19 protein-coding genes are annotated in these 21,849 nt (G+C 38.0%); 8 read left to right on the forward strand and 11 right to left on the reverse strand.

The annotated features are described in order from the left end of the window. The first annotated feature begins 46 nt into the window (after positions 1-46). Positions 47-814: a lipopolysaccharide kinase InaA family protein gene (locus tag NU09_RS13550; RefSeq protein WP_129751833.1), complete on the forward strand. Its 768-nt coding sequence runs from the start codon at positions 47-49 to the stop codon at positions 812-814. 44 nt (positions 815-858) lie between these two features. On the opposite strand, the gene NU09_RS13555 is transcribed toward NU09_RS13550, so the two are convergent. Next, a complete protein-coding gene (locus NU09_RS13555; RefSeq protein WP_129751834.1) occupies positions 859-1,674 on the reverse strand; it encodes a 2,3,4,5-tetrahydropyridine-2,6-dicarboxylate N-succinyltransferase in 816 nt (271 codons plus the stop codon). A 133-nt stretch (positions 1,675-1,807) separates the two neighbouring features. Between NU09_RS13555 and NU09_RS13560 the strand changes: the two genes are divergently transcribed. The 4 genes from NU09_RS13560 (at position 1,808) to NU09_RS13575 (ending at position 5,254) form a co-directional block, all read left to right on the forward strand. Further along, positions 1,808-2,542, forward strand: coding sequence for a class I SAM-dependent methyltransferase (locus NU09_RS13560; protein ID WP_129751835.1), 735 nt, complete (start codon positions 1,808-1,810; stop codon positions 2,540-2,542). A 126-nt stretch (positions 2,543-2,668) separates the two neighbouring features. Continuing rightward, positions 2,669-3,217, forward strand: coding sequence for a hypothetical protein (locus NU09_RS13565; protein WP_129751836.1), 549 nt, complete (start codon positions 2,669-2,671; stop codon positions 3,215-3,217). A 1-nt stretch (position 3,218) separates the two neighbouring features. Continuing rightward, on the forward strand, positions 3,219-3,635 hold the full coding sequence (gene ruvX, locus NU09_RS13570; protein ID WP_129751837.1) for a Holliday junction resolvase RuvX: 417 nt from the start codon (positions 3,219-3,221) through the stop codon (positions 3,633-3,635). A gap of 107 nt (positions 3,636-3,742) precedes the next feature. Next, positions 3,743-5,254 (forward strand): malate:quinone oxidoreductase, encoded by a 1,512-nt coding sequence (locus NU09_RS13575; RefSeq protein ID WP_129751838.1) that lies wholly within the window; start codon positions 3,743-3,745, stop codon positions 5,252-5,254. Positions 5,255-5,299: 45 nt separating this feature from the next. Here the strand turns inward: NU09_RS13575 and NU09_RS13580 are convergent, their stop codons facing one another. Further along, the gene (locus NU09_RS13580) at positions 5,300-7,531 is read right to left on the reverse strand and encodes an FUSC family membrane protein (protein WP_129751839.1); all 2,232 of its coding nucleotides are present in this window, start codon (positions 7,529-7,531) and stop codon (positions 5,300-5,302) included. Between the two features lie 170 nt (positions 7,532-7,701). Between NU09_RS13580 and def the strand changes: the two genes are divergently transcribed. The 3 genes from def to mazG all read left to right on the forward strand — a co-directional run bounded on the left by def (position 7,702) and on the right by mazG (position 9,686). Continuing rightward, complete coding sequence (gene def / locus NU09_RS13585; RefSeq protein WP_129751840.1) at positions 7,702-8,289, forward strand: peptide deformylase; 588 nt, start codon at positions 7,702-7,704, stop codon at positions 8,287-8,289. A gap of 59 nt (positions 8,290-8,348) precedes the next feature. Then, a complete protein-coding gene (locus NU09_RS13590; RefSeq protein WP_129751841.1) occupies positions 8,349-8,786 on the forward strand; it encodes a DUF5606 domain-containing protein in 438 nt (145 codons plus the stop codon). Between the two features lie 126 nt (positions 8,787-8,912). Next, positions 8,913-9,686, forward strand: a complete 774-nt coding sequence (mazG, locus tag NU09_RS13595) for a nucleoside triphosphate pyrophosphohydrolase (RefSeq protein ID WP_129751842.1) — start codon at positions 8,913-8,915, stop codon at positions 9,684-9,686. A gap of 62 nt (positions 9,687-9,748) precedes the next feature. On the opposite strand, the gene NU09_RS13600 is transcribed toward mazG, so the two are convergent. The 9 genes from NU09_RS13600 to NU09_RS13640 all read right to left on the reverse strand — a co-directional run bounded on the left by NU09_RS13600 (position 9,749) and on the right by NU09_RS13640 (position 21,749). After that, positions 9,749-11,773 (reverse strand): DUF349 domain-containing protein, encoded by a 2,025-nt coding sequence (locus NU09_RS13600; RefSeq protein WP_129751843.1) that lies wholly within the window; start codon positions 11,771-11,773, stop codon positions 9,749-9,751. A 157-nt stretch (positions 11,774-11,930) separates the two neighbouring features. Continuing rightward, positions 11,931-12,692, reverse strand: coding sequence for a shikimate dehydrogenase family protein (locus NU09_RS13605; RefSeq protein ID WP_129751844.1), 762 nt, complete (start codon positions 12,690-12,692; stop codon positions 11,931-11,933). A gap of 90 nt (positions 12,693-12,782) precedes the next feature. After that, the gene (locus tag NU09_RS13610) at positions 12,783-14,180 is read right to left on the reverse strand and encodes a tetratricopeptide repeat protein (protein WP_129751845.1); all 1,398 of its coding nucleotides are present in this window, start codon (positions 14,178-14,180) and stop codon (positions 12,783-12,785) included. A 107-nt stretch (positions 14,181-14,287) separates the two neighbouring features. Further along, the gene (locus tag NU09_RS13615; RefSeq protein ID WP_129751846.1) at positions 14,288-15,475 is read right to left on the reverse strand and encodes an aspartate aminotransferase family protein; all 1,188 of its coding nucleotides are present in this window, start codon (positions 15,473-15,475) and stop codon (positions 14,288-14,290) included. Positions 15,476-15,500: 25 nt separating this feature from the next. Beyond that, positions 15,501-17,165 (reverse strand): OstA-like protein, encoded by a 1,665-nt coding sequence (locus NU09_RS13620; protein ID WP_129751847.1) that lies wholly within the window; start codon positions 17,163-17,165, stop codon positions 15,501-15,503. 133 nt (positions 17,166-17,298) lie between these two features. Then, complete coding sequence (locus NU09_RS13625) at positions 17,299-18,570, reverse strand: adenylosuccinate synthase (RefSeq protein WP_129751848.1); 1,272 nt, start codon at positions 18,568-18,570, stop codon at positions 17,299-17,301. A 111-nt stretch (positions 18,571-18,681) separates the two neighbouring features. After that, positions 18,682-19,134: a Fur family transcriptional regulator gene (locus NU09_RS13630; protein ID WP_129751849.1), complete on the reverse strand. Its 453-nt coding sequence runs from the start codon at positions 19,132-19,134 to the stop codon at positions 18,682-18,684. Between the two features lie 51 nt (positions 19,135-19,185). Next, positions 19,186-19,527, reverse strand: a complete 342-nt coding sequence (locus NU09_RS13635; RefSeq protein WP_129751850.1) for a hypothetical protein — start codon at positions 19,525-19,527, stop codon at positions 19,186-19,188. Further along, a complete protein-coding gene (locus NU09_RS13640; RefSeq protein ID WP_129751851.1) occupies positions 19,527-21,749 on the reverse strand; it encodes a RelA/SpoT family protein in 2,223 nt (740 codons plus the stop codon). The genes NU09_RS13635 and NU09_RS13640 overlap by 1 nt, the downstream gene beginning before the upstream one ends. Positions 21,750-21,849: the final 100 nt, after the last annotated feature.

The following is a 21,849-nucleotide window of genomic DNA, read 5'->3' on the forward strand; positions in this document are numbered from 1 at the left end:
ATTGCAAAGTAATACTTTTTTTCTACTTTTAAGGCAAAATTATCCTATGCCTTTAAACATCTACACCCATCCCGATTATGCTTCCCAAAAAGACTTAATACTCAATTTGGTACAGCAGTTCCACAACGAAGGGGAAATGCTCGTTAAAGGCTCACGAAACATTATAAAAACCAATTTTTTAGGAGACGAAAAGGTCAATTTAAAGTACTTTAAAAGGCCTAATGCCATGAATTCGGTAGTATATTCGTTGCTAAGGCCATCTAAAGCGAGGCGCTCGTTTGAGTATGCCCAATACCTTTTACAGCACGATATACTCACTCCGTTTCCTATTGCCTATATAGAAGAACGTACCGCAACAGGGCTAAAAGAGAGTTTTTACATTTGCAGGCATATAGATTATGACTTTACCTTTAGAGAACTTATACACGACCCCATGTTTGAAAACCGAAGGGAGATACTGGAACAGTTTACTGAATTTACCTTTAAGATGCATGAAAGCAGGGTTAATTTTTTAGATCATTCGCCGGGTAATACATTAATTGTGAATAAGGGTAATGCACAATATGATTTTTACCTGATAGACCTTAATAGGATGAAGTTTGAGGATATGGACATTGAGACCCGTATGGATAACTTTAAAAAGCTTTGGCCGTCACGCACTATGGTAAAAATTATTGCCGAAAAGTATGCAGAACTTAGCGGACAGCCGGCCGATAAACTTTACGGTATATTGCTTGGTAAAACACTCGAGTTTAAACGAAAAATAACCAAAAAGAAATATCTGAAGCGCAAGCTTAAGGGTAAAAAGAAATAAAAAAAGGGACTGCTTAGCAATCCCTTTTAGTTTATATATAATATTTATACTGCTACGTCATACTCCCTTAGCGCATTGTTAAGGGATGTTTTTAAATCTGTGGATTCTTTACGCTTACCAATAATAAGTGCACAAGGAACCTGATATTCACCTGCAGCAAATTTTTTGGTATAGCTACCCGGTATTACCACACTGCGTGCAGGTACAATACCTTTCATTTCTACCGGAGTGTCTCTTGTAACGTCAATAATCTTTGTAGAGGCAGTAAGGCAAACATTAGCTCCTAATACAGCTTCTTTCTCTACTCTTACACCTTCTACCACAATACATCTAGAACCTATAAAAGCACCATCTTCAATAATAACCGGAGCAGCCTGTAATGGCTCTAATACACCGCCAATACCTACACCGCCACTAAGGTGAACATTTTTACCTATCTGTGCACAGCTACCTACTGTTGCCCATGTATCTACCATTGTACCTTCATCTACATAAGCGCCAATGTTTACATAACTAGGCATAAGGATAACACCTGAAGAGATAAAAGCACCGTGACGTGCCACTGCATTTGGTACCACACGAACACCTTTTTCGGCATAGTTACGCTTTAAAGGCATTTTATCGTGGTATTCAAAAATACCTGCTTCCAGGGTTTCCATTTTCTGGATAGGGAAATACATAACCACTGCTTTCTTAACCCATTCATTTACCTGCCATCCGCCTTCAACAGGCTCTGCAACCCTAAGTTTTCCTGCATCAAGCAGTTCAATAACTTCACGAATCGCACTGGTAGTTGTTTCTTCCTGTAACAGCGCTCTGTTTTCCCAGGCCTGCTCTATAATGGTTTGTAAGTTGCTCATTTTAAAAATTTATTTTGTGCAAAGATAATAATAGGCTTTTCAATACTAAAAGCGAATAAACAAATATCACAAACTAATCACATTCTATTAAATTATTGGTGGTTTCACTATCTTTATATATCATTTGAATACTATGAAAGACAATTTTTCCACTCAGGCAGGTCAGTATGCCAAATTTCGCCCTTCCTATCCGAAGGAAATGATTGAATATATAGTTTCGCAGGTTAACAACAGGGAGCTTGCGCTTGATGTAGCCACCGGAAACGGACAGGTTGCAGCACTGTTATCAGGGTATTTTGCAAAAGTTTTTGCTAATGATATTAGCCAAAAGCAGCTTGATAATGCTGCCAAAAAAGAAAATATAACTTACAGTGTGAGTTCTGCTGAAAAAACGGAGTTCGATTATAATAGCTTCGACCTTATAACTGTTGCACAGGCTATACACTGGTTTGATTTTGATGCTTTTTATAAGGAAGTATACCGCATATTAAAGCCTGATGGTGTTTTTGCGGTAATGGGTTACGGGCTACTTTATACCAATGCAGAAGCCGATAAGATACTCCGCTATTTTTATGAGGATATAACCGGGCCGTATTGGGATCCTGAGCGACGTTATCTTGATGAGAACTACACAACAATACCTTTCCCTTTTAAAGAGCAGGAAGTCCCTCAGTTTGTAAATGAGTTTACATGGGAGTTTGAGCAGCTTACAGGGTATTTAGAAACATGGTCGGCAGTGCAGCATTATATTAAAGAGCATAATACAAATCCTGTTGATATTATAAGGGATGAGCTCAAAGAAGTTTGGGGAAAAGGAGATAGAAAGGTTTATTTTCCTTTACTGTTAAGGGTAGGGCAATTAAAATGATATATTTGGGGAAAATATTAAAAAATGAAATTAAAGGTGTTATTCTTTTTTATGATTACTCTTTCCTGTTTTGCCCAACAGGATACTTTGTCTACACAAAAATTTGATGATTTTGTATCTGTAAAAATGCAGGGTGAAATAACAAAAACGGATAGTATACTTGGTATGTATGACATGAAATCGAGAACCGCTTTATTTGAAGGCTCATATTATGTTTTTCAAAAATTGATAATTTTAAATTCAGAAGAAGAAGGTATAATGCCTGGTGATGAGGAAAGTCTTTATAAGTATTACGGGTATATGAGTAAAGGATTTATCAATACCCTTGAAGCTAATAGCGGGTATAAGCTAATAGATACAACCCGGGTTGATATTCAGGGTTATAAAGCTTTAAAAATAAGAGCCGGGTTTAAAAAGAAGAAAGCTGTAGAGGCGATTTTTTTAGTACTTGGAACTGCAAATTATATTATTAGCTATACTAATCAGGATGAGTTTAATGAAAAAGAGAAAGAGATTTTTTTTAAAAGTATCTCAATTTCAGAAAATAATCCAGGGCAGTTTACGGGCGTGTCTTCTGCATATAGATTAGGAGAAATGTTAGGTGAATTGTCTGCTGTTTTAGTTATAATTATAATAGTTGTTGTTTTGGTAATTCGTTCTAAAAAGAAAAAATAGTATGTCAAGAGTATTAGCTATAGATTACGGTCAAAAAAGAACAGGTATAGCAGTAACCGATGAAATGCAGATTATAGCATCAGGATTAACTACTGTTGATACCCCAAAACTAATCGACTTTTTAAAGGATTATTTTGCTAAAGAAAATGTAGGAAAAGTTCTTGTTGGAGAACCAAAACAGATGAATAACGAGCCTTCGCAAAGTGCGGCCATGATAAACGATTTTGTACAGAAATTTAAACTGCAATTTCCTGATATGGAATTAGAAAGGGCTGACGAACGCTTTACAAGCAAAATGGCTTTTCAAACCATGATAGACAGTGGTCTTAAAAAGAAGCAACGTCAAAATAAATCTTTAATTGATGAGATTTCCGCAACAATTTTGCTTCAGGATTATTTAGTGAGAAAAAAAATATAACTTTTTGTTGGCTTTTAATAAAAATTAAGTTTAACAAAAGACTGACGTTGCTTTATGATAGTTTTTTGACGGATTCAAAGTAACTTTGCACTCTCAAATTTTACGCAATGTCCACTACAATACAATACGAACCGGATGTGGTTCTTATTGGCGCAGGAATTATGAGCGCCACTCTTGGTATGTTTCTTAAAGAACTTATGCCGGAGGTCAAGATAGATATTTATGAAAGGCTGGATGTGGCAGCTGCCGAAAGTTCTGATGCATGGAACAATGCAGGAACGGGGCATTCTGCCTTTTGTGAACTAAATTATACCCCAGAGCTGTCTAACGGCTCTATAGATACTGCAAAGGCTGTAAAAATTGCCGAATGGTTTGAAGTATCAAAGCAATTTTGGGCTTACCTGGTAGAAAAGAACAGAATTACTAACCCTGAGGATTTTGTGAGGAGTATTCCGCATATGAGTTTCGTTTGGGGTGAGGAAAATGTGGAGTACCTTAGAAAAAGGTTTGAAGCATTACAAAAATTCCCAATCTTTAAAGGGATGGAGTTTTCTACCGACAAGAAAACCATAGAATCATGGATGCCATTAGTAATGGAAGGCCGTGACGAAAAGCAGCCTATTGCCGCTACTAATATGAAGATAGGTACCGATGTGAACTTTGGCGAACTTACACGCGATATGTTTGCATGGCTGTCTCAGCAGGAAGGGGTAAACATACACTATGGCCACGATGTTAAAAGCATGAGACGTTCAGGTCTTGGCAACGGCAAGTGGAAACTAAAGATAAAGAACCTTGAAACGGGTGATAAATTCAGACAATACACCAAATTTATATTTATTGGTGCAGGAGGAGGATCGCTTCACCTGTTAGAAAAGGCTGATATCCCTGAAGGAAATGGTTTTGGAGGTTTTCCTGTAAGCGGACAGTGGCTTAAATGTGTAAACGAAGAAGTAATTAAAAAACACCATGCAAAAGTTTATGGTAAGGCATCAGTAGGAGCACCGCCAATGTCGGTTCCTCACATTGATACCCGTATGATAAACGGTAAGAGAGAGCTTTTATTCGGACCATACGCAGGTTTCAGTACTAAGTTTCTTAAGCATGGTTCTTATTTTGATTTACCTACTTCAATTAAAGCAAATAACATAGGCCCTATGCTTGCTGCGGGTTACCATAATATGTCGCTTACCAAGTACCTTATCGAGCAGGTAACACAATCTAAGGAAGACAGACTTGAGGCGTTAAGAGAATACCTTCCTGATGCAAAAATGGAAGACTGGGTTCTTGAAACTGCCGGACAGCGTGTACAGGTTATCAAGAAAGATGAGGAAAAAGGAGGTAAACTTGAGTTTGGTACAGAGGTTATAAACAGTGCTGATGGCTCGCTTGCAGTGCTTTTAGGAGCATCTCCGGGAGCTTCTACAGCGGTTTCTATCATGCTGGACCTAATGGCACGTTGTTTCCCTGAAGAGGTGGCTTCTGCAGAATGGCAGGCTAAACTTAAAGAAATGATACCTTCTTACGGACAGTCGCTTAACAATAACGAAGAGCTGCTTAAAGAAGTAAGAGAACATTCTGAGAAGATGTTAGGGCTTGAAAGCCTTGATGAAAAATAGAAATTCACAGTTGCAAAAAATCCCCATGTTTTCATGGGGATTTTTTTATTTATTAAGTTCCAGCTGTTTTGTTGCCTTCACGATTTTTTCCGATAATCCGTTAAGCCAAACCAGTTGCTCTATTATAAGATGGGCTTCTTCAATTTTAAGACGGAATTCTTGTTCATCAGTAATATGGTTTTCCTTTAGCTCGCGGGCCCTCAGGTTTTTCAGTTCTATAAAACGCAATGCCAACTCCTCCTTGTCAGAGATATATGCAGCCTCGGCCTGCATATCTATCGTTAAAAGTGTTACGGCATGATCAAGATTCTTAATAACCGCATCGACCACTACGTTAAAGGCTTCGGAAGCTTTAGAGGTTTTGTGTGATTGTATATAAGTACCTAATGATGCCAGTGACGACAACAGGGTGTGGTTAAGTACGGCCAGTTTGTACACCTGTTGTACCTGTTTCTGTTTGGACTTAGGTTCCTGTATCATTCTCTGGTAAGACGACATAAGGTTTCCTAACTCTACAAAGGCACTTTTTCTGGCCAGTTTATAAGAAGTAGATACACTTCCTTTCTCATTATAGAAAACAGATATCTGATTAAGATAATCCCTGTTAGCTTCTATAGATTTCTTGATGTACATAGGCAGGCTTAAAAATTCCCATGCCGGCCAAAGGAAATAGTTGGCTATAAAGGCAAGGGTTGCTCCTATGGCGGTATCAAACACCCTGTACTGTATTACTTCCCTAATGTTAGGGGTAAGCATACCGTACAGGAATACCACATATATGGTTACAAAGGTTGCACCAATACTATAATTGATAGAGGTAAAGGCAAGCCCAAGTACCATAGCGGTAATGGCCAGTACAGCAATAACAGATGTACTCTTAATTACACTAAGTAGGGCGAAAGCTATTATACCGCCTACAACCGTGCCTATAATCCTTTGGAAGGAACGTTGTTTTGTAAGCCCATATCCCGGGCGCATAATCACTATAATGGTAAGTAATATCCAGTACGGGTTTTGCAGCTTAAGTACAGAACTGCATACAATGCCGATTATAAAGCCTATTATTATAGTAAGTGTTAACCTTAGTGAGTGCCTGAATATGGTAGACGACATGCTTAGGTTTTCCTTTAGTATCCTGAAAGGGTAATATTCCGGTGTAAGGAATTTTTGAAGGTCCTTGTCCCTTTCTTTTATATCCTTAAAGTTAATTGTTGTGGTAAAAGCACGCTCTATTATCTTGATTTTTTCAACCTGCTTTTCAGCATAGTGAAGCATGTTAGACAGCATCCATACACCTTCGGAGGCTTCTTCCTCGTTCAGTGCGTCACGATAGGATGTTATAGCCTTGTCTACGCTTTCTAAATCTTCTATAAGGTTGTGTTTGGAAATATATTTCTTTCTGTTTTCTATGCTTTTGGCAATCTTTTTAAGTGATGCACCTAGATTGTAGGCAAGGTTTTGGTAAGTATCCAGTACTTTGGGATGCTCACTGAATTTATTTTGCAGCTTACTGTGGTCAAACGAGGTAGAAAGTGCTAACTCTAATATGTCGACCAAAGAAATAAAAACCAGCAGCATTTTACGGTTACGATTTGAACTACCCGCATTAGAACGGTTGCGGATAAGTATTTCCCTTAAACTCTCGTGTATGGTGTTTATCTCGACCTGCAGGTTAAGCTGTTTTTCTATTATACCTTCCCTGTCGGCGTCCTTGTCCCAAAGGTCTCCGCGAAGCTTCATGTATTTAGCGGTAAGCTTAAGGCATTCTACCATTTGTAGTTCGGTATAGCGGTGCGGACTTACCAATTTAAATAAAACGGATATACCTGTATATATAAGTCCTCCGGCTAGTGATAACCCTGTATAAAGGGGAATGTCCCAACCTTCACGCAAGTGCCCTGTAGATAATGCAACAGCCAGTAATCCTGAGAAAGATACCATGGTAGCCCTTTGTCCATAAACCGAAATCATCGACAGGAAAAAAATAATTGCTACGGCAAATGGATAAAATAACCAGGGTATAGGGTGCAGAAGGCTTACCATTAATGTACATCCCGATACGATAAGGGTTGTAATAAGTAATCCTCTTACTTTGTGCTGTAAATTGCTGGGAATATCGGCAGGATAAGTTAAGAAGGCACCCAATGCTACTGCAATACCGTATTCAAAATAACCTAACTGAGAAAGTATAACAAGCGGCATGGCCGAAGCTATGGTTACTATAACTGCTTTAGTAAAATTAGTGCTGTCTGCAAAGCGTCTTAGTTTCTCGATCATGCGCTGTAGGATGGTTTTGCAAAGGTACTAAATGCTTTATTCATTCTATTTCTTTAGGAGTCAATTCTCACAAAACTTTAGCATTTTCCATTATAAACGGCTTATAGAAGGGAGTATCGTTTTTATTTATTATTTTTGCGCTCAATCCAAAATAAATTAGGGATAAGATTATGGTATTACCGATTATAGGATATGGCGATCCGGTTTTAAGGAAAAAATGTGTTGATGTGGCTCAGGACGATCCAAACCTTAAGCAAATAGTTGCTGATATGTATGAGACGATGTATAATGCTTACGGGGTAGGGCTTGCAGCGCCTCAGGTAGGGCTTGGTATAAGGATTTTTGTTGTTGATGCCAGTCCGTTTGCAGAGGATGAGGAGCTTTCTAAAGAAGAGCAGGAGCAATTAAGTAATTTCAAGAAAACATTTATAAACCCTACTATCCTTAAAGAAGAAGGAGAAGAGTGGGGCTTTAACGAAGGCTGTCTGAGTATTCCGGAAGTTCGTGAGGATGTATACCGTCACGAAAGGATTACGATAGAATATTATGACGAAGACTTTAATAAGCATACTGATGTATTTGACGGACTTGCAGCCCGTGTAATACAACATGAGTATGACCATATTGAAGGTATACTTTTTACCGACAGGATTTCGTCGCTTAAAAAGAGACTTATTCAGAAAAAACTGCAAAATATAATGGAAGGCAAAACAAGACCTGATTATAAAATGAAATTTGTTGCCAAAAAAGGCAGATAATTTTTGTTTTTATGACCAAAGATTAGATATTTGTCTCCCTTTAAAAAAAAATTAGAACAATGAGCATCGAAAAAATATTATCAATTTCAGGAAAACCGGGTTTATATGCCCTTAAATTACAAACACGTACAGGCTTTGTTGCCGAATCTCTTTCAGACGGTAAAAAAGTAACTGTAGGTTTAAGAAGCAATGTTAGCCTTTTATCAGAGATATCTGTTTATACTTATGACGGAGAGGTTCGTTTAAGTGAAGTATTCAGAGCTATCGCTGCTAAAGAAGATAACGGTCCTGCAATTTCTCATAAAGAAGATAATGCAACCCTTACTGATTACTTTAGGGAAGTACTTCCTGAGTTTGATGAAGACAGGGTATATGCTTCAGATATCAAAAAAATACTTAACTGGTATAACACGCTTCAGGCTAAAGGTCTTGTTTCTAAAGATGAGCCTGCTGCACAGGAAGCTCCGGCTGCCGAAGAAGTTAAATCAGAAGAATAAAAAGTTATCTTACTAAATTAACGAAGTCCTGTCGCTATCCCATAAAGCGGCAGGATTTTTTTATTTTTAGGAATCTCCTAAAATAGCTTTTTATAAACCCTTATCTTTGTTTAAAACATACTATTTATGAATACAAGACAGCAGCAATTAGAGGCTTTTAACAGGTTACTGGATATAATGGATGATTTAAGGAAAAATTGTCCTTGGGACAAAAAACAGACCCTGCAAAGCCTGCGCCATCTTACTATTGAAGAAACCTATGAGCTGGGTGATGCCATTTTGGATAACGATCTTCAGGAGGTGAAAAAAGAACTGGGCGATATTTTGCTGCACATTGTATTTTATGCCAAAATAGGTAGTGAAACAGGTGATTTTGATATCGCCGATGTAGCTAACGAAATATGTGAAAAACTGATACACCGCCATCCCCACATATATGGTGATGTAAAGGTGGAGAACGAAGAAGAGGTTAAGCAAAACTGGGAGAAGCTTAAGCTTAAGGAAGGAAAAAAATCAGTACTGGAAGGCGTGCCTAAAAGCCTGCCGGCACTTGTAAAGGCAAGCCGTATTCAGGATAAGGCAAAAGGAGTTGGGTTTGACTGGGAAGAACCGGAACAAGTTTGGGAAAAAGTACAGGAAGAACTGCAGGAGCTCCACGATGAGGTACAGGGCAGCAATCAGGATAAAATTGAATCGGAATTTGGTGATGTATTGTTTTCAATGATAAATTATGCCCGTTTTCTTAATGTTAACCCTGAAGATGCCCTGGAGCGCACCAATAAAAAATTTATAAAACGTTTTACCTATCTGGAAAGTAAAGCCGGTGAGTTAGGAAAATCATTAGCCGATATGACCCTGGCCGAAATGGATGTATTTTGGAACGAAGCCAAAAAGTTGTAAAAGGATAGTGTCTATTTATAAAAAACAAAAAACCTTCTCAATTTGAGAAGGTTTTTTGTTTTTTAATTATCCTGTTGGATATTTCTTATCTGTTTAAGCTTTTCTTTCCAGGTTTTAAGCTCTTCCTTATGGCGCTCAATGTTTTTGTTAATCTCTTTTATAAAAGGATTGTCGGCCTTAGCATTAGAGATGAACTGAATATTATTTTCAAGCTGGAGGATTTCGCTGTTTACTTCGTCAATTTTACGCATAATGAAAATCTGTTCATTTTCAATTCTGCGCGAATCGTCGCTGTCTGCCAACTGCTCTAAACGGTTACTGAACTTAACCATCTCTGCATCTTTCTTAGAAAGGCTTAGTTTGTCAAATAGTGCATCAAGAATCTTATTGAATTTACCTTCAATATGGCGCCTTGATTGTGGTACACGACCGATGTTTTTCCAGTTCTCGATGTGTTGTTTAATAGCATCAAGGTCAGTTTTATGATCGCCTGTAAGCTCAAAGCTTTTAAGGTTGTCAAGATATTCTTTTTTCTTGTCAAACGCATCAATTTCCTCTTTGTTGGCTTCGTTTCTTACAGCATGCAGCCTGTCAAAATAATGGTTACATGCAGCCTTAAATTCTTTCCAGACCTTGTCAGAATACTTTCTTGGAACATGGCCTATCTTCTTCCAGTCTTCCTGAATCTGTTTCATTATAGGAGTGGTTGCATTAAAGTCATCACTGTCTTTTAATGATTCAGCTTTTTCAACAAGAGCCATCTTTTTGCCAAGATTATCCTGCTGTTCTTTTTTGATGTCCTTATAGAAAGCGTTTTTGTTAGCGTTAAAATCCCTAACGGCACCTTTAAAGGCTGCCCAGGTATCTTCGTTAACTTCAATAGGTACTTTACCTGCTTCAAAAAATGCAGTCCTTAAAGCCTCAACTTTTTCTATTTGTCCCTGCCATGCATTGTGAGAGCTTACTTTTTCTTTAGCAATCTCTTCAATTCTGGCTATAATCTCTTTTTTGTTTTTAAGGTTTTCTTCTTCCTTCTCTCTTACCTTAGCATAAGAAGCCTCGCGTTTGTCGTGAAGTTGTTTTGTAAGGTCGCTAAACTGGTTCCATATCTCTTCGCGGTGTTCACGTGATACAGGGCCAATTTCTTCTTTCCATATTTTGTGAAGCGATTGTAGCTCCCTAAAGGCTTTGTTTATGTCTTCTTCCTGAAGCAATTCTTCAACACGAGCAATAATCTTTTGCTTTTGCTCAAGATTGTGTTTAAAGTCTAAGTCTCTTGCTTCCCTGTCAAGGTGAAGGTGGTCATAAAAACGCTCTATATGAAAATGGAAGTTATTCCAAACGTGGTTGTATTTGTCGCGCGGTATAGGCCCCGCATTTTTCCAGCGTTCACGTATGTCATTTATATGCTTAAGCGCATCACTTATGTTTTCGTCTCCGTCTATAAGGTTCTTAAGTTCCTCAATAAGTGCAAGTCTGGTTTCAAGATTACCTTTAAGGTCGTTTTGAAGTCTTTTATAGTGAGCGTTTCTTTTTTCTCTGTATTGGTTGTAGTAAGCGTCAAACCTGTTTTTTAAAGGAAAATGATAATCAAAGCCCGATGTGTCGCCATCATTATCATGGCTATATTCATCTCTCTTTTCTTCAATCAGGTGATTGTATTTTGAGTAGAATTCTTTTTTTATTTCCTCAACATGATCTTTAACAGACATTACTTTTTCATGAGCAACGAGTTTTTCCAGCTCATCGGTAAGTTTCTCCATTGAAAAAGCTTCATAATTCTGCATAGGTATATCGTGCCTGTCAGCAGCAGAATCATCTTCACTGTCTTCAGCATTAGAATCTTCTATTGCTTCAACGGCTGTTTTTTTCTTAGGTGTGCCATCTTCTTCCAGGCCTGCGTTTAGCACTTCTTGTGGTGCAAACGGCATTTGTCCTTCGGTTTCATGAATGTCGCCTAACTCATCAAGGCCTTTGTTTTCGGCATTAGGTTCGTTGGCCAGTTCATTTTTGTTTATAGCACTGTTCAGTTGTTTTAGTTCCTGTCCATCTGCATCATGCAGGTTATCATTCTTTTCTTCTAACATTTTTTAAATGCTTAAGGTTTATATTGCGCTTTACACCCGAAAGATAGTAAAGCCTCTTGTAAATTCAAAAAAAAACAGGATTTTATGTTAAATATAGTCTGTTTTTGAATATTTAGTTAAGTTTTTGATTATAAAATGATTCCGTTTATTTGAAATATTATTTATTCCAGATTTTCCATGCTTTCTCTGCCTGGTAAACAAGCATCTTGTAACCGTTTGAAGTTGTGGCTCCATGAGCTGCAGCTTTCTTTAAAAAGGCAGTTTCTTCCGGATTGTAAACAAGATCGAAAGCAATATGCTTTTCGGTAAACAGGTTGTAGTCTAAAGCCGGATACTCGTTTACATTAGGATAGGTGCCTACAGGGGTGGTATTGATAATAATCTGGTACTCATCAAAAATTTCCTTATCAAGGTCATCATAAGAAAAAATGACATCTGTTGCTGTTCTCGAAACAAAATCGTATTCAATCTTAAGTTTCCTTAACGCATAGGCTATTGCTTTTGATGCCCCACCGGTACCCAGTATCAATGCTTTTTCGTGGTGTGATTCCAGTAATGGCTTAAGCGCTTTTTTAAACCCGAAATAATCCGTGTTATATCCTTTAAGCTTACCTTTTTTAGATATGGTTATGGTATTAACTGCCCCTATAATACGTGCCGTTTTAGAAAGTGAATCCATCATAGGGATAATATCTTCCTTGTATGGTATTGTTACATTCAGGCCTTTAAGTTTTTTGGTTTCGTCCAGGACATTTCGAAGTTCACCTATGTATTCCAGATCAAAATTCTGATAATAACAATTATCCATCTCTTTTTTAGTGAACTTGTCATTAAAATATTTAGCGGAAAAAGAATAGCTTATTCCCCTGCCTACAAGACCATATATTTTTTTGGACTTCGATTTCAAAATACCCTTCATTTTTTAGTTGGCTCAATATAAAAAAACCTGATAACAAAGATTACTATTTCTTTGTTATCAGGCTGTATCTTAATTGTTAATTTATAGCACTTATTTAGCTCTGTTCTTTTTAATGGTTTGCTGTACCGCTTCAGTATCCCAAATGGTAGGGAAGAATTCCTCAAGCAATACATGGTTTTTGTAATTAAGCCTTAAACCATTACTAAGGTGAAATGTACCTTTATCTTCCTGATGCTGTAAAAAGTACAGTCCGGCAAGACGGTATTCTATTTCATACTCTTCCGGGAAGTACTCGGCAGCCTGTAATAAAGTAATAATAGCTGTTTCATACTCTCCTAAGAACTGAAGCGTGTCTGTCCAGAATAACCATGTGTCAAGTTGGTAATCACCATATTCAACAGCCTTTCTGTAACCTTCTTCTGCTTCTTCATGAAAATTAAGCGCTTTGTTGATTACAGCATAGCGTTTCCAGTAAAGCTTGTTCTCATTATCTATACCTATAGCCTTGTTAGCGTAGTATAGTGCTTTCTGGTAGTTTTGACGACGGATATAAAAATCAGTAATCGCAATCCATGCCTTGTCTAAAAGCGGATCCTCATGAACGGTTTTAAGATAAAACTTAAGAGCTTTTTCATGATTGCCCAAACGCTCATAACATTTTCCTACACGTAGTAATGCAAACGATGTTGGGTCATCCAGCTCCATTGTTATGTTGTAACAGGCGATAGCTTCTTCATAACGTTTAAGCTTTTCAAGGGTTTTTGCTTTTTCAAGAAAAGCACCAAGAAAGCTTTCGTCTATAAGTGTGGCATATTCAAACGCCCATAAAGCTTTTTCAAAATTGTTTACGGCAAAATACTGGCGGCCTAACTGGTGCCATGCCACATCGCTGTATGGGTTTCGGTCTATAAATCCGTTAAGGAAATCAATTGCTTCAAGGTTTTGGTCTAAAAAGTCAAAGCAATACACTACATTGTATAATGCAGAGTGGTCTTCAGTATCTTCTTCAAGACACTTTATAAAACTTTCTTTTGCCTGTTCCAGGTTATCCATAAACAGGTACTCCATGCCAATAAGTGAATATACGTCGGCATAATCATCAGTATACTTAAGGGCAACATTTAAAAGCTCAACAGCCTTGTCGTGCTGATCCCTTTTAGAATATATATTGGCTTTTTGGATGTAAATTTCTTCGTTTGTAGGTTCGATTGCATAAAGGTCGTTTAAAAGCCTTTCGGCTATATCGAGCTTGTCATCGAACACTAAAAGCTCAACCTGTACTAATTTTAAGCCTGTTGATTTGGGATGCTGTTCCAAACCTAATTTTAAGGCCTTCTTAGCTAAATTAATTTTTCCGGTATCGAGATAATGAAGTATAATATCTTCAAACTCTTCGGAGTCAAAGAAGAATACTTTGTTGGTTTTCAACATCGATTCGAACTTTGATAAGGATAAACTGTGATCTTCTTCTTCGTGACTCAAATTCATACGCCTAATAGTTTAATAATTATCCTTCTTAAAGTTACGAAATGTAACACTAAATAAGAATATGTGTCGATTTGTTTTGAACAATTTAATTAACAATTTTAATCCTGTTATTGTTCTGCTAAAATCTCATTTAATACTTCAATAATAATGCCACATCCTTCCTTAATCTCTTCATTTGAGATAGTTAGCGACGGTGTAATTCTTATGGCACAGCCTTCAAAAAGCAGCCAAAATAAAATAAGCCCTTTTTCCTGGCATCTTAATATTACTCTGTCAGTAATATCAGGTCTTGGCGTCATTGCGGCCAGCATTAACCCTTTTCCGCGCACCTCGGTTATAAGAGGGTGAACGAGCAATTCTCTAAAGAGTTTTTCTTTTTCCAGTGCCTGTGCCATTATGTCTGTTTCTGTCAGTTCCTGTAAAGTAGCCAAACACGCAGCTGCAATTACCGGATGTCCGCCAAATGTTGTTATGTGCCCTAGCTTAGGGTCGTGACTCAATAGGTCCATCATTTTTTCTGAAGCTGTAAAAGCGCCTACAGGCATGCCGCCACCCATGCCTTTACCCATAACAATTACGTCGGGAACAACGTCATAGTTTTCAAAACCGAACAGTTTTCCTGTACGGCCAAACCCGGGTTGTATTTCGTCGAGTATCATTACGGCACCTACTTCGTCACAACGCTGTCTTACTTTTTTAAGAAAATCGTTGTGAGGCTGTACAAATCCTGCACCTCCCTGTATGGTTTCCAGTATTATACCTGCGGTTTTTGTGGTTATCTTTTGCAGGTCTTCCTCATTATTAAATGTAATGAAGTCCACATCCGGAATTAATGGCCTGAAAATCTGCTTGCGCTCTTCAAATCCCATAACGCTCATAGAGCCCATGGTATTGCCGTGATAGGCATTATAGCAGGAAATAAGCTGACTGCGGCCTGTAACTCTTCTGGCAAGCTTTAAAGCGCCTTCGGTAGCCTCTGTACCCGAATTGGTAAGGTATGTTTTATTAAGGCTGGGAGGGAGGTTTTCTGCTAGCAGCCTGCACAATTCCGTAGCGGGATGTTGTGCATACTCCCCATATACCATAACATGCGAGTATTTATTCAGCTGATCTATAATCGCATTGTTAACCCTTTGGTTTTGGTGGCCAAGACTTGTGGCCGAAACACCGGCAACAAAGTCAAGATAGGCTTTGTTGTTAGTGTCATATATATAGGAGCCTTTGGCGTGAGAAACTTCCATTCCTAACGGGTAAGGGGAAGTTTGCGCCTGATACTTAAAAAAATCGTTGATCATTGTGGTAACTTTTTAGAGATGCCGCTTATTCTTTTGTTACAGGAGGCTTGGGCTTAGGATTGTTCTTGTCATAGTCAAGTGTTTCCTGAAGTACTTCCATAGGTTTTATTTCCTCCTTTTTCTTTTCTTCGCTTTCTTTTACTATCTGCTCGTGCAGTTCCTGCTCTTCCGGAGGGAAAATATCCTCTTTGTTTTTTATCCTTTCATCGCCCCGCCATTCAAATCCCCTGAACTTTTTTACGTTCTCAGGAAAATCTTTTTCAGGATATGTGGTTCCGTCAACAGTAGTATACGATATAGCATTAACCAGCTCGTTGTCTTCAAATATCATTCTTATCTTGCTGCTTTTACTTTTGTCGATACCTATTAAGTCTTCCTTGTCATAATTGTATAATATCTTTTCGGTATTCTTTATAAGGTCTACAATGTGTAGTTTATTGTCTTTAAACTTACCGTAAAGATTTAGTCCTTTTACCTGATTGAAATTAGGGTTAGACGGATTCTTTCGGGCAGATATGGTGTCTAACTGAATAACAAAAGCATTGTTGAGCACCTTTAGGGAATCGAGTTTTTCGGTTTTTGTGTCGGAAATGAGGTGCATAACATCACCTGTAAGCTGGCTTTCTCCATTCCAAATTACTGGTCTGCCAATAAGTTGGGTAAGCCCTGTTTTTTCTGATGAGTGGATAGAATCACACTTACCACTCATGTCTACTTTATAGAAACGGGCGTTGTTATATCCTCTTACAATTCTTTCTCCTTCTTTACCAGTAATAACTATTTGTTTTGCATGGGTATATAGCGAGTCTTTTTCCACCAGAGTAATCACTTGGGCTCTTTTGGTAAGGAAAAGGGAGTCCTGTTTTTTGTATACTTCGGCATAATGTCCTTTTGCTATAAACTTGTTTACAGTATCGGTTACCTTAACGTTGTTGGTGGCAGAAGAAAAATCTCTGTTCCTGTCATAATAAATGCTGTCTCCTCTAATAATCTGGGTGTCGTTCTTTATATAAGAGTTGTCCAGCAGGTGTGCAAAGTTCTTTTTGGTATCATAAAAACCGTTCTCGGTATAGATATAGTTTTCTTTACTCGTTATTGTAGACGGTCCAAAAACATAAGCATGTCCTGAGTTTGTATAATAATCAAGATGATTTGATTTTAATACATATTTAGGATTAGTAAGTGTAACAGCTGTTAAAAACTGGTATTTCTTTTGGTTTGCATAAAACCTTCCTGATTTACTTTTAAGGGTGTTCTCTCCACTAACAATAGTGCCGTATGAGTTGTAATAGGCCTCCTGTTTATTTCTGTCAAAATAAATAGTATCTGTTGATAGTGTCATATCCGGTGAACGCATAACCACCTTGCCTGAAGCATAAGCGAAGTTTTTGTTTCCGTTATACTCGGCATATTCACTGTTCATATGAAGAGTGTCCCCCTGGTTAAATCTTACATCACCAAAAGCTTTCAGGTAGTTTTCGTTTTCAAGAATATAGGCTTTGTTGCACCATATTTTAGAGCCGTTGTGTTCTACCTGCACATTACCTGCAAGGAGTACAGCGGCACCAGGTATATCTTTTTGGTTTCGGTCTGTAAAGTCTGTATGAATTATCTTGATCTTATCCTGAGCAAATATTGAGGTATTGCTAAGTATCAAAAGACAGATAATAGTAAAAAACAGTTTTTTCAAGGTGTAAAAATTTGATGCAAATTTACGCAAAATACAATACAATAGGTTAGGTGTTTATAACTGTTGGGTAAAAGCAATAACCGAACCAAAGTGTATAAAAAAAGCGCTTTAGTTTCCCAAAGCGCTTACTGTATTATTTTGTTATCGTCTGAGTCCTGTCCGGTCCTACCGAAATAACTTTGATAGGCACTTCCAGTTCTTTTTCAATAAACTCAATGTATTCCTTAAGCTCTGCAGGAAGTTCCTCATAAGTAGTCATTCCTGTAAGATCAGCTTTCCAGCCTTTTTTCTCAACATAAATCGGCTCAACGTTTTCCGGCTCAATGTTATACGGAAGGTGGTCTATTTCCTGTCCTTTGTATTTGTAAGCTGTACAAACTTTTAGGGTATCAAATCCTGAAAGGACATCACCTTTCATCATATAAAGTTGGGTAACACCATTAACCTGTACTGCATATTTAAGTGCAACAAGGTCTAACCATCCGCAACGTCTTGCACGTCCTGTAACAGAGCCAAACTCGTTACCAACTCTTGCCATAGTAGCGCCTACTTCATCAAAAAGCTCAGTAGGGAAAGGTCCGCTACCCACACGAGTAGTGTATGCTTTAAAGATACCAAAAACATCTTTAACCCTGTTTGGAGCAATACCTAAACCGGTACAAGCACCTGCAGCAGTAGTGTTAGATGAAGTAACAAACGGGTAAGTACCAAAGTCTATGTCAAGAAGCGATCCCTGAGCACCTTCTGCAAGGATAGATTTTCCGTCTTTAAGTGCTTTGTTAAGGTATTCTTCGCTATCTATAAATGTAAGTTCTTTTAATGCTTTAACAGAAGCAAAGAACTCCTGTTCCATCTCTTTAAGATCATACTGAAGGTTTACATCATAAAACGCAATCATCGCCTCGTGCTTATCAGCTAAAGCTCTGTAACGCTCTTCAAAATCAGCTAATTCAATATCACCGATACGGATACCGTTTCTTCCGGTCTTGTCCATATAAGTAGGACCGATACCTTTTAATGTAGAACCTATTTTTGCCTTACCTTTTGAAGCTTCAGATGCAGCATCAAGTAAACGGTGTGTAGGCAAAATAAGATGTGCTTTTCTGGAAATAAGCAGTCTTGTTTTAATATCTATATTAAATTTTTCAAGGCCCTCCAGTTCTTTTTGAAAAACAACCGGATCCATAACTACACCATTACCAATAATGTTGATGGAGTTTTTATGGAAAATTCCTGATGGGATTGTTCTCAAAACGTGTTTTATACCGTCAAATTCAAGAGTGTGCCCAGCGTTTGGCCCTCCCTGAAAACGGGCTATAATATCATATTTTGAAGTGAGTACGTCAACAATTTTTCCCTTGCCTTCGTCGCCCCATTGTAATCCAAGTAGCAAATCTACAGTCATTCCGTATTATTTGTTTGTTTATATTATGCTGTTATTGTCGTGTTCTTTACAAAATAAAAACCAACCTCTTTATTTAGGAGTTGGTTTGCCAATGCCGTATTTTACTGCAATTTAATTTTCGGCTGCAGGCTGTTTTTTCTGGCCGTAAAGGTATAAAGAATGGTTATGAATTTCAATACCAAATATTTCCTCTATGGTTTTTTTTATGCTTTGTATCCTTGGGTCACAAAACTCTATAACCTCTCCTGTATCAGTCATGATGATGTGGTCATGTTGCTTGTCGAAATATGATTTTTCGTAGTGTGCCTGGTTTTGGCCAAACTGGTGCCTCCTAACAAGACCACTGTCTAAAAGAAGTTCTATGGTATTGTATAGCGTGGCACGGCTTACACGGTAGTTTTTATTCTTCATTTTGATATAAAGCGATTCTATATCAAAATGTTCCTGGCTGTTGTATATTTCCTGAAGTATGGCATAACGCTCAGGGGTCTTGCGATGTCCCTTATCCTCAAGGAACTTCGTGAAAACATTTTTTACAATCTCCTGGTTTTTATTTTCTTCCATCAGTTTGTGAATCAAAGTGCAAAGATAAGCTAAATTTTGTGAAGTAAAAGGTTATTGATTAAAAGTGATTTTACTCTTATCATAAATTACGGTTTCGTTTCTCTCAAAGGGAGGAAAAGCCACATCAGAAAACCACGTTTGACTTATTTGTATATTTTCTTCAAGCTTTTTCATAAATTCATCATACCAGGGTGTGTCTTCATGTATGCTGAAATATTCATCTGTTTCCAGTTCAATGGTAATATATATGCAGTCTACAGTTATAAGGTCTTCCTTAAAAGCGATTACTCTGCGTATGTCATTCCAGTTAATGTGTTCTTCATTGAAACTAAATCCACTTTCATGATAAGAAAATGGATTTATAGGTTCTCTATGTTTTTTAGTAAACCACATTAATTATTAGGTATCCTGGTCACTTTGTCAATACCGTCTATCTTCTTAATGTTTTCCATAAGTTTTTTAAGAATAGTATTGTTCTGAACGATTACCGAAACCTGCCCGTTAAATATGCCGGCATTACCGCTAAGGGAAATACTCTGGATATTAACATGCATGTTGTTTGAAATTACCTGTGTAATCTCGTTGGCTAGCCCCAGTGTATCCATACCTGTAATTTTAAGGGTAGCCTTAAACTCTTCCTGAGATGAGTCTATCCATTTTGCAGGCATAATACGGTAAGCATAATTAGATTGTAGCCTGATGGCATTAGGACAGTCTTTTTTATGAACCTTTATCCCTTCGTTTATGGTTACAAAACCAAATACATCATCTCCCGGAATAGGGTTACAGCAGTTAGCCAGCTTATAATCCAGTTTGTCCTGATCTTTACCAAAAACTAACAGGTCATAGTTCCTGCTTATCTCGTCTTTAGTTACTTGTTCCTGCGGTACATTTGGCGTACGCTTAATTTTATTACCCTTAAAGAAATTCATAAAGGTATTGCTCTTAAGCGCGGCATAATCCTTAAGCTGCTGGTTATCTATAGTACCAACACCCACACGGTAAAACAAATCAAGACTGGTTTTAAGCTTAAAGTAGTTTACCAGCTCGTTTACTATGGTTTCGTTAAGCGTTACCTTAAGATGGCGCAGTTTACGGGTAAGCAGTTCCTTACCTTCCTCGGCAATTTTCTTGGTACTCTCGTTAAGTACGTTCTTAATTTTATTTCGGGCACGCGATGTGGTTACATAATCTAACCAGTGCGGATTAGGCTTTTGGTTAGCCGATGTAATAACCTCTACCTGGTCACCACTGTTAAGCACGTGGTTTAACGGTACAAGCTTACCGTTTACACGGGTACCTCTTGTTTTAACCCCAATCTCTGAGTGTATACTGAATGCAAAATCAAGTGATGTGGCTCCTTTAGGTAACGATTTGATGTCTCCTTTAGGGGTAAATACATAGATTTCCTTAGAGTAAAGGTTAAGTTTAAAGTCCTCTACAAAATCCACCGCACTTCCTGATGTGTTTTCAAGTGCTTCTTTTAAAAGGTTAAGCCATGTTTCAAGCCCGTGTTCTTCACCTCCCACACCTTTGTATTTGTGGTGGGCAGCATAACCTTTTTCGGCAATTTCGTCCATACGCTCACTACGTATCTGTATTTCAACCCAGCGGCCTTTTGGCCCCATAACAGTAATGTGCAGGGCTTCATATCCGGTAGATTTAGGTGAAGATATCCAGTCTCTTAAACGGCTAGGACTGGGTCTGTAATGATCGGTAACTATAGAATATATTTTCCATGCCAGGAATTTTTCTTCCTGTGGTGGTGCCTTATAAATAATGCGCAGGGCAAACTTGTCGTAAACTTCATCAAAAGTAACACCCTGAGCCAGCATTTTCCTTCTTATGGAATAGATGGATTTTGGCCTTCCCTTTATAGCATAGTCTATACCTTCGCCGTTAAGCGAATCTTTAAGTACATCAGAAATGGATTTAATGTAAGCATCCTGTTCCTCCTTGCTTTCCTTCATTTTACTTACAATGTCATTGTAAATATCCGGTTCGGTATATTTAAGGCCCAGATCTTCCAACTCAGTCTTAATGTTATATAAGCCCAGGCGGTGTGCCAGCGGAGCATAGATATAAAGTGTTTCCGATGCTATTTTTGCCTGCTTGTAGTCTACCATAGACTCCATAGTCTGCATGTTGTGCAGCCTGTCGGCAATCTTAATAAGTATTACCCTCACGTCATCATTAAGGGTAAGCAGCATTTTACGGAAGTTTTCTGCCTGTATCGATATTTCCTGATCGGTTTTAACCTGTGCTATTTTGGTTAGCCCTTCAACAATCTGAGCAATTTTAGGATTAAACATCCTCTCGATGTCTTCAACAGTTAGGTCGGTATCTTCTACAACATCGTGCAACAGGGCAGAGGCAATAGAAGTTGCACCCAAACCTATCTCAGCAGCTACAATTTTTGCAACGGCAATAGGGTGGAAGATATAGGCTTCGCCCGATTTTCTTCGCTGGTCCTTGTGCGCGTCTACTGCTACGTCAAAAGCTTTGCGTATCAGCTTCTTGTCCTCTTCGGTAAGTATCTGGTAACTGATTCGGAGTAGTTCCTTATATTCCTTGGCAATTGCCTTATTTTCCTGTTCTATATCTATCTCTATCATAGTCCTGTACAATATGCTTAAAAATAACTAAATAAATTAACATCTGCAATAGGGTTGCCATCACAATATCTGATAATTCAATAGCCTGAATTTATAGTGT

This window comes from Flavobacterium beibuense, assembly GCF_004151245.1.
Lineage (GTDB): Bacteria > Bacteroidota > Bacteroidia > Flavobacteriales > Flavobacteriaceae > Flavobacterium > Flavobacterium beibuense_A.

Coding starts and splice junctions, on each gene's coding strand:
- NU09_RS13550 (WP_129751833.1), top strand. CDS start 47: ATGCCTTTAAACATCTACACCCATCCCGATTATGCTTCCCAAAAAGAC.
- NU09_RS13555 (WP_129751834.1), bottom strand. CDS start 1,674: ATGAGCAACTTACAAACCATTATAGAGCAGGCCTGGGAAAACAGAGCG.
- NU09_RS13560 (WP_129751835.1), top strand. CDS start 1,808: ATGAAAGACAATTTTTCCACTCAGGCAGGTCAGTATGCCAAATTTCGC.
- NU09_RS13565 (WP_129751836.1), top strand. CDS start 2,669: ATGCAGGGTGAAATAACAAAAACGGATAGTATACTTGGTATGTATGAC.
- ruvX (WP_129751837.1), top strand. CDS start 3,219: ATGTCAAGAGTATTAGCTATAGATTACGGTCAAAAAAGAACAGGTATA.
- NU09_RS13575 (WP_129751838.1), top strand. CDS start 3,743: ATGTCCACTACAATACAATACGAACCGGATGTGGTTCTTATTGGCGCA.
- NU09_RS13580 (WP_129751839.1), bottom strand. CDS start 7,531: ATGATCGAGAAACTAAGACGCTTTGCAGACAGCACTAATTTTACTAAA.
- def (WP_129751840.1), top strand. CDS start 7,702: ATGGTATTACCGATTATAGGATATGGCGATCCGGTTTTAAGGAAAAAA.
- NU09_RS13590 (WP_129751841.1), top strand. CDS start 8,349: ATGAGCATCGAAAAAATATTATCAATTTCAGGAAAACCGGGTTTATAT.
- mazG (WP_129751842.1), top strand. CDS start 8,913: ATGAATACAAGACAGCAGCAATTAGAGGCTTTTAACAGGTTACTGGAT.
- NU09_RS13600 (WP_129751843.1), bottom strand. CDS start 11,773: ATGTTAGAAGAAAAGAATGATAACCTGCATGATGCAGATGGACAGGAA.
- NU09_RS13605 (WP_129751844.1), bottom strand. CDS start 12,692: ATGAAGGGTATTTTGAAATCGAAGTCCAAAAAAATATATGGTCTTGTA.
- NU09_RS13610 (WP_129751845.1), bottom strand. CDS start 14,180: ATGAATTTGAGTCACGAAGAAGAAGATCACAGTTTATCCTTATCAAAG.
- NU09_RS13615 (WP_129751846.1), bottom strand. CDS start 15,475: ATGATCAACGATTTTTTTAAGTATCAGGCGCAAACTTCCCCTTACCCG.
- NU09_RS13625 (WP_129751848.1), bottom strand. CDS start 18,570: ATGACTGTAGATTTGCTACTTGGATTACAATGGGGCGACGAAGGCAAG.
- NU09_RS13630 (WP_129751849.1), bottom strand. CDS start 19,134: ATGGAAGAAAATAAAAACCAGGAGATTGTAAAAAATGTTTTCACGAAG.
- NU09_RS13635 (WP_129751850.1), bottom strand. CDS start 19,527: ATGTGGTTTACTAAAAAACATAGAGAACCTATAAATCCATTTTCTTAT.
- NU09_RS13640 (WP_129751851.1), bottom strand. CDS start 21,749: ATGATAGAGATAGATATAGAACAGGAAAATAAGGCAATTGCCAAGGAA.